Below are 7,838 nucleotides of genomic sequence, written 5' to 3'. Positions count from 1 at the left end.
TCAACGGCTCTCAGGAGAAGAACCGTTCTGGTTACCCGGCATTAATTTAGGACTCGGTAGAGCGCAAGGAACCTATCAAGGGATAACTAGAGAATGGTTGTATTGGTATAATGAGCAAGGAGAGCGTTATTTAACTCCAGAAGAGCAATTGTTATCAGCAAGGCAACAGATAGCACAATTAACCGAAAAACTGAGGGAATTGGGAATCGATCCCAGTAGCTTGGATTCATGACCACTCACTCTTAACTGACATTAACCCATTCCCGATCGCCTATGACTGAAGACAATACGATCCGCATCCGAGGAGCGAGACAGCATAATCTCAAGAATATCGATCTGGAATTACCGCGCGATCGCCTCATTATCTTCACTGGGGTGTCCGGATCGGGGAAATCTTCCCTCGCTTTTGATACCATCTTTGCCGAAGGTCAACGGCGCTATGTGGAGTCCCTGAGTGCCTATGCGCGGCAATTTTTGGGTCAGGTGGATAAACCGGATGTGGACAGTATCGAGGGGTTGAGTCCAGCTATTTCTATCGACCAGAAATCAACCTCCCATAACCCCCGCTCTACGGTGGGGACAGTGACCGAAATTTATGATTATTTGCGCTTGTGGTTGGGTCGTGCGGGAGAACCCCATTGTCCTATTTGCGATCGCTCCATTGCTCCCCAAACCATCGATCAAATGTGCGATCGCATCATGGAGCTTCCCAACCGTACTCGCTTCCAAATTCTCGCTCCTGTGGTGCGCGGTAAAAAAGGAACCCATAAAAAACTGCTCTCTAGTTTAGCCTCCCAAGGATTTGTGCGGGTGCGCATTAATGGCGAAGTCCAAGAATTTTCCGATACTATTGAACTGGAGAAAAACCGCAAACACGATATTGAAATTGTCATCGACCGACTCATCATCAAACCCGGATTAGAAGAGCGATTAACCGACTCCTTAAGTACCGCGCTCCATCACGGGGAAGGGATGGCGATGATTGAAGTTATGGGAGATTCAGAACCCGAAACTATCCTATTTTCGGAAAACTTTGCCTGTCCCGAGCATGGCGCTGTCATGGAAGAATTATCCCCGCGATTATTTTCCTTTAACTCTCCCTATGGCGCTTGTCCCGACTGCCACGGTTTAGGAAGTCACCGCCAGTTTTCCCCAGCGCTGCTGATTCCTGATACAGATGCTCCTTTATTTCGCGCGATCGCACCCTGGTCAGAAAAAGAAAATACCTATTATTTATCCCTACTCGACAGTGTGGCAGAAGCCTATAATTTTGAATTAACCACATCGTGGAAAAATCTGACTTCTGAACAACAAGAGATCGTTCTCCATGGCACAACCGAAGAAATCTATCTCGAACCCCAATCCGACTATCGGCAAACTTCCGGTTATTATGCTCGCTTTAAGGGAGTTCTCCCCATTTTAGAGCGGATTTACCATGAAACCGGCTCAGACTTACAAAAACAGAAGCTCGAACCCTATCTAATTGATAAAACCTGTACATCTTGCCAGGGAAAACGGCTGAAGCCAGAAGCCTTATCCGTCCGCTTAGGACAATATCATATTCACGATTTAACCGAGATTTCCATAGCCGATTGTTTGGAGAAAATTAAGCAACTCCATCTCTCCGAGCGCCAAGCGAAAATCGGCGAACTCGCTCTCAAAGAAATTCAAGCTAGACTGAAATTTTTAATCGATGTCGGTTTAGATTATCTTACCCTAGACCGTGCTGCCATGACGTTATCTGGAGGAGAAGCGCAACGCATCCGGTTAGCCACCCAAATTGGAGCTGGGTTAACGGGAGTGTTATATGTATTAGATGAACCCAGTATTGGCTTACATCAACGGGACAATTCTCGTCTCCTGCAAACCTTAACCCAATTGCGCGATTTAGGCAATACCTTAATCGTCGTTGAACATGATGAAGAAACGATTCGCAATGCCGATCACTTAGTGGATATTGGCCCCGGTGCAGGGGTTCATGGTGGCGAAATTATCTCTCAAGGAACTCTACAATGCTTACTCGATAATCAGCTATCCTTGACGGGGGCATATTTATCGGGTAAAAGAACAATTGAAACGCCGAAAAAACGCCGAGAAGGGAACGGGCGATCGATCCTAATCAAAAATGCCTATAAAAACAATCTCAAGCATATTAGTCTAGAAATTCCATTAGGTAAACTTGTCAGCATTACCGGAGTCTCCGGTTCCGGGAAATCCACCTTAATTAATGAACTGCTTTATCCCGCACTCCAACATCATTTAAACCGGAATATTGCCTTTCCCCAAGAATTAGACAAAATCACTGGGTTAGATGCCATTGACAAAGTGATTGTCATCGATCAATCTCCCATTGGTAGAACCCCAAGATCCAATCCTGCCACCTATACCGGTGTTTTTGATTCCATTCGTTCTATTTTTGCTGAAACCATTGAAGCCAAAGCCAGAGGATATAAACCCGGACGCTTTTCTTTTAATGTTAAAGGTGGACGCTGTGAAGCCTGCGGAGGACAAGGGGTAAATGTGATTGAAATGAACTTTTTACCCGATGTTTATGTCCAATGCGAAGTCTGTAAAGGAGCCAGATATAACCGGGAAACCCTGCAAGTGAAATACAAAGGATATTCCATTGCAGATGTTTTGAATATGACCGTTTCTGAAGCCTTAGAAGTCTTTCAAAATATCCCCAAAGCCGTTAACCGCTTGCAAACCTTAGTCGATGTCGGATTAGGATATATTCATCTCGGACAACCGGCTCCCACCCTCTCTGGAGGAGAAGCACAACGGGTGAAATTAGCCACAGAATTGTCCCGCAGAGCCACAGGAAAAACCCTCTATTTAATTGATGAACCCACCACCGGACTCTCATTTTATGATGTCCATCAACTGCTGAATGTTTTACAGCGCTTAGTGGATAAGGGCAATTCTATTATTGTAATTGAGCATAATTTAGATGTGATTCGTTGCTCTGATTGGATTATTGACTTAGGCCCAGAAGGAGGGGATAAAGGAGGGGAAGTGGTGGTAACGGGAACTCCAGAAGAGGTCACACAATGTTCTCTGTCCTATACAGGCTTTTATTTGCGAGACGTTCTAGGCTAGAACTCGTAAAGTGAGCCATTCCATATTGAGATTTTAATTGACTTAATAGCGGGGAACGGAAGGATCAACTAAATAAGAATAGGCATCAATACCACCAGATAGGTTTTTAAGATCGGTAAATCCCTGATTTATGAGCCATTGGCACATTTGTTGGGATCGCATCCCATGATGGCACATCACCACCGTTGGCTTATCTTTGTCAAATCGGGCATGAATTGCTTCTGACCATTCCCGAAACCGACTTAAAGATAGCACTTCAAATCCTTCAATCTTGGCCAGATCGACTTCCTGTGGTTCGCGCACATCAATAAATTGCCAGTTGGCTCGCTCTTCGTCGCTCAAGTTCGCTAATTTTTCCACACTAAATTCTTCAATCATCATAGGTTGGTATTCCTAAAACTGACTTAACTATTCTCGTGGGAAGATTCCCGAATTTGCCGTCGAGTTGGAGAACGTTCATCTCCAATGATATCAGAAAATAAAGCAATCCGCTCAGACATCTGTTGTTGCACATTTTTGGCTTCTTCTTCTGATTCAAAGGGCGAAGATGACCGAGAAAAAGACGGGGAACGCTGCGTTTGAGCTGCCTCTTTTTCTGCTTGCCATTGTTTAAGACGTTGCTGAGAAACCTGCTGATGGTTTTTCATATACTGAGACCAGAATCCAGTATTTAGTTCATCCATCGTGCGTACAATTGACCAAAACTCCATTAACATTAAGTTATGGAGCATTTGATCGTTACGTTTCAAAACCCGGATGGATTCAGTAATTTGTCGGTAAAAATCCCGTTGGGAGTCTGAAGACTCATTCTCTCGACTCAATCTCATTACCCACCTTATTCCCTGATACTTGGGATTATCATAGATCAGAATTCGATCGCCGTGCAGTGGGAAGTTTGCAAGAATATGGCAAGATAGGGAAAATGTTGGTGAACTCGACACGCTCGATCCCTCTATGCTTATTCCCTTAAATCGCAGCCGGTTTGAACAACTGATTCCTCTTATCGGGACAGGCAATCAATACAAATACTGCTGGGGTAAGTTTCCTGACCTCCTCAGACGCTTACTCGCCTCAGTTTTGGGCGCTCTGGTGATCTTCTTTGGCCGGCTCTCAGCTTTGGGAGATAGTTTTGAGTTACTCTTATTTTTGATTGGGATTACGATCGGAACCTATTGGTTATGGGGGCCGATTTTCTGGGCTAGTCGCCGCAATGCTACATACCGAAGATTTCCCTATAGCGGATTCTGGCGCGGTCAAGTCTTAGATGTGTTTGTGACTGATGAATTAATTAATACAGAAGAAACGGTAAATAATCGTGGGGATTTAGTGATTGTCGAAAACCGGGAACGGCGTTTAAATCTGGATTTAGTCGATGAAACTGGCTTTGAAACCCGTTTTCAAGTGCCCATCCGTCGCCAATACCGAGCTATTGATGTGGGTATGATTGCGGAAATGGTGGTGATGTCTAATCAACGGGATTTAAGCCGGATTAATCGCATATCTGATGTTTATATGCCTCAGCTTAACTTGTGGGTGAGTGACTATCCCTATCTACGCCGTGATGTGTTTTTAGATGTGAGCAAAACCCTACGCCGGCAGTCTATGCGCTCGGAAACTCGCCCGATGCGCCGTCGGCCTATTCCTCAACAGCGCAATGATGAGTACGATCTTTAGTCTGGGCTTTTGAGCTGTTGAGAGCGCAAGGTTTGTAAATCTCGAACTTGTTCGGTTACATGGATTAAAATCTGATTTAAGCTGGTTAGGGAGTCTAACTCTTTTCCGGAAAACTGAGTATCTCCATGGGCTTGATCGCGGATCTCATTTAATTTCTTCTGTAATTGTTGGGCGATGGTTAATGCGTCTCTGCCCATGGTGGTTAATTGCTGTCGTTGGTGAAACTTTAAAGCGGCTCCCCGCAAGACTTGTAGTGTTGCTTCTTCCCCTTGTTTTCCTGGCATTACCCGCAAACGCAATAATAATCGTTCTTCCTGATAGTAGCGTTCGAGTTCTACTTCTTTCACTGTTTTGACGGGAATTAGGGGTAAGCGACTGAGTAATTTGAGTTCATGAATTACCCCCTGAAACAGTTCTAAGGGTAGGTTGTCTAAAACAGATTGTATGATGCCGTTTAAGCTCCATAAGACTCGCCCATGGTGAGGATGACGTTCAAAAAACAATCGTCCAATACCACCGACTAAAACTCGACTGAGTAATTCTTGCCATAAAACAGAGGGAGGAAGCGTTGCCAGCACGTCAACAGGACTGCATAAATACTGGGCTTGGATTTTTAACTTGGGTAACCCTTGCGTGGGGTTGGGTTGATCGACTGGAGGAGAAGGTTTGGGGGTAGGGTTAGACTCAGGAGTTGCTCCTTTGACTAAGGCGATCGCATCTTCGGTATCTAAAACTAAGGTGGGTCGGTTTTGCCAATGCTCGGATTCTGAGGTACTCTTAGACGCTGAAGTGGGCTTTGAAGAAGGCTCAGGTAAGGCAGGAGGGGATTGTTGTTGAGTACTGATATGATTGAGATAGGCTTTAAGGATAGATTGGTGTAAGTCTGAGGAAATCTTTTGAGTGACAATGGAACATCGAAGGTACGATAGGATTTGACGGCAATACGTGAGAGCGCTATTGTCTTCTGGATCGACCATTCCTAATCTGACTAAACTTCCTTCTACGACTAGAGGTAAGACTTGATGATAAAGGCAGGCTTCAAAGGAGAGAACCCGATCGATCAAAGGAAAGAGGCGATCGGTATCAATATTAAGAGTAGAAATTGAAGAAGAATGATTAAAGGCAGGAGGGGGTAAGCTCATGATCGGTGCTGGCAATAATGAGGATGGGTGTTCGCGGTAGATGTTACAACTTGGAATATTTCCTTCATCCAAGAACTTCGACAAAAGCAAATTCAGAAGAACGAAAGTACACTTAGGTATATACTTAAGTAGCCAGTTACACCCTGATCAGAGGATTTGAGTTTTGCACAAAAAGTGTTTAGAGATTCCGCAGAGATTGAGCGGCTAAATATAGCTTACTCCATTCTGCAATGACTTGACTGGTTTTCCAGTTTAAGATTTCAGCAATTTCATGGGGTAGAGTTCTGGCTCTGAGCAGTTCGAGTAACTGTTTTTGGGTGGGGGTAAGGCTGTCTAGATAGGTTTGCCATTGGCTTGGGGTTAAGCCTAAGCTGTGGTCTTGAAGGGAGATATCTAACCAATGACTGACTAATTCTGGGTTCTGTTTGATGGCAAAGATGCGAATAGCATGATAGCTTACTTTCTCTCGTAGGCGATAAACTTGTTTTACAGATAGATCGAGTAGGGGCGCAATTTCTTCTTGGGTGCGTCCTTGAAGATAGAATTTTAGCCAATTGGCGGCTTTTTCCCCTAGAGCTTGGTGTAGGTAGGCTTGAAATTCTTTGGCGACGGCTCTTTGATAGCGTTGTTGTTGCAGATCAGTTTGAGTGTCTTGATATTCGACGATCGCCTGGCGATCTAAGAGACTGATTGGATCGTCGCTCTCTTCTGAGCTGAGTTCTTCGGAAATGAGTCGCACTAAGTTACCGGTGGGAATATTGGTCATTCCTCCGCGCTGGCTACGCCGCAGATAGTTGAGAAACCGATAGAGAAGCAGGGGTTGATTGCGAATAGGGCGCAGACAGTATTCTTCTAAGGTAGCTAAAATGAGGGTATTTTGTAACCATCGCTGGGGGGTAATTTGTTGGATTAAACCCATTTGTTGTTTGAGATAGCGATCGCTCTGTAATAATTCTTGAATGACTTCTTGCAGCACATCCACTACACTGCGTTGGCGATCGCGACTTAAGGCTACCCAGGTGCGAATTTTATTGCGAATCAAAAATAAGCTCGCTAACCGCTTCATCAGTTTTCTGTAAGCGACTTCTGGCGCTACACCTAAGTACCGGTCTCGTAAAATTCGATAACGGTAGTCCATGGCTGCTACAGCAATCTCCCAATCTTCCGGATTGAGATCGAGCAAGCGATCGGGATTTTCCCCGATTAACCAGTCAATAATACTCTGATGAACTTCCTGAGAATACTCAGAACATTCAATTTTGAGGCGCGATCGCCAATCATCGGTTAATTGTTTCAGAACGCTCATCAGACTCACCGCTTAGAGACGCTTTTGCAAAAAGAGACGCTTCGGTTTCCCCAACAGAAAGTTACTCCAACTGAGTTCTACCTGTTGCAGACGATAGCCCACCTTATAGTAGAGACACCGTGCGGGATGGTTATTCTCTAAAACATGAAGATAAATTTCTTCACATCCCCATTTCAACGCCGTTTTTTCACAATGGTCTAGCAGTTCTTGAGCCAACCCTTGATGACGATCGTCTGGTTTGACTGCTAAATTAGAAATATAAGGATATTGGGCAAACTGATTCCAGTCTGACCAAGACCGTAAAGAGACTTCTACCATTCCCGCTAACCTCTCTTGTTTAGTGACTCCCCCATTACCTGAGTGTTTTTGGGACACTGCCACCCAACAACTATAGTAGGGAGAAGCGTTGCACCACCTTTGTTTTAGGTCTTCATAGATTCCCCAACGAATCAGGAGACTTAACCAACGAAACCACATTTTCCACCCTTGGAACGTGTGGAAACACTCGGCTAAAAGGTCACTGAGACCTTTGAGATCTTGGACTTGAGCCATACGTATGGCATAGCGATCGTGCATTCAGAATAGGGAATGGGGAATAGGGAATAGGGAATAGGGAA

Annotated in this window: 7 protein-coding genes and 1 pseudogene; 3 read left to right on the top strand and 5 right to left on the bottom strand. The window is 44.7% G+C overall.

The features are described 5' to 3' along the window. Together J7545_RS21930 and uvrA are read left to right on the top strand one after the other, a co-directional pair. A pseudogene (locus J7545_RS21930) lies at positions 1-232 on the top strand (hypothetical protein); the annotation flags it as partial. A gap of 41 nt (positions 233-273) precedes the next feature. Continuing rightward, complete coding sequence (gene uvrA, locus J7545_RS21925) at positions 274-3,099, top strand: excinuclease ABC subunit UvrA (RefSeq protein WP_318701713.1); 2,826 nt, start codon at positions 274-276, stop codon at positions 3,097-3,099. A gap of 42 nt (positions 3,100-3,141) precedes the next feature. On the opposite strand, the gene J7545_RS21920 is transcribed toward uvrA, so the two are convergent. Next, a complete protein-coding gene (locus J7545_RS21920) occupies positions 3,142-3,480 on the bottom strand; it encodes a rhodanese-like domain-containing protein (protein WP_318701715.1) in 339 nt (112 codons plus the stop codon). Between the two features lie 23 nt (positions 3,481-3,503). Continuing rightward, a complete protein-coding gene (locus J7545_RS21915) occupies positions 3,504-4,040 on the bottom strand; it encodes a hypothetical protein (RefSeq protein ID WP_318701716.1) in 537 nt (178 codons plus the stop codon). Positions 4,041-4,053: 13 nt separating this feature from the next. Between J7545_RS21915 and J7545_RS21910 the strand changes: the two genes are divergently transcribed. Further along, the gene (locus J7545_RS21910; RefSeq protein WP_318701717.1) at positions 4,054-4,773 is read left to right on the top strand and encodes a phosphate ABC transporter permease; all 720 of its coding nucleotides are present in this window, start codon (positions 4,054-4,056) and stop codon (positions 4,771-4,773) included. Here the strand turns inward: J7545_RS21910 and J7545_RS21905 are convergent. The 3 genes from J7545_RS21905 to J7545_RS21895 form a co-directional block, all read right to left on the bottom strand. Next, a complete protein-coding gene (locus tag J7545_RS21905) occupies positions 4,770-5,915 on the bottom strand; it encodes a hypothetical protein (RefSeq protein WP_318701719.1) in 1,146 nt (381 codons plus the stop codon). The genes J7545_RS21910 and J7545_RS21905 overlap by 4 nt on opposite strands. A gap of 178 nt (positions 5,916-6,093) precedes the next feature. Next, complete coding sequence (locus J7545_RS21900) at positions 6,094-7,221, bottom strand: HetZ-related protein 2 (protein WP_318701721.1); 1,128 nt, start codon at positions 7,219-7,221, stop codon at positions 6,094-6,096. A 12-nt stretch (positions 7,222-7,233) separates the two neighbouring features. Then, positions 7,234-7,797: a GNAT family N-acetyltransferase gene (locus J7545_RS21895; RefSeq protein WP_318701723.1), complete on the bottom strand. Its 564-nt coding sequence runs from the start codon at positions 7,795-7,797 to the stop codon at positions 7,234-7,236. Positions 7,798-7,838: the final 41 nt, after the last annotated feature.

It is taken from the genome of Roseofilum sp. SBFL (assembly GCF_017746885.1).
Lineage (GTDB): Bacteria > Cyanobacteriota > Cyanobacteriia > Cyanobacteriales > Desertifilaceae > Roseofilum.
The sequence above is the reverse complement of the archived record's forward strand: the minus strand, read 5'-3'. Positions and strand labels throughout refer to the sequence as shown.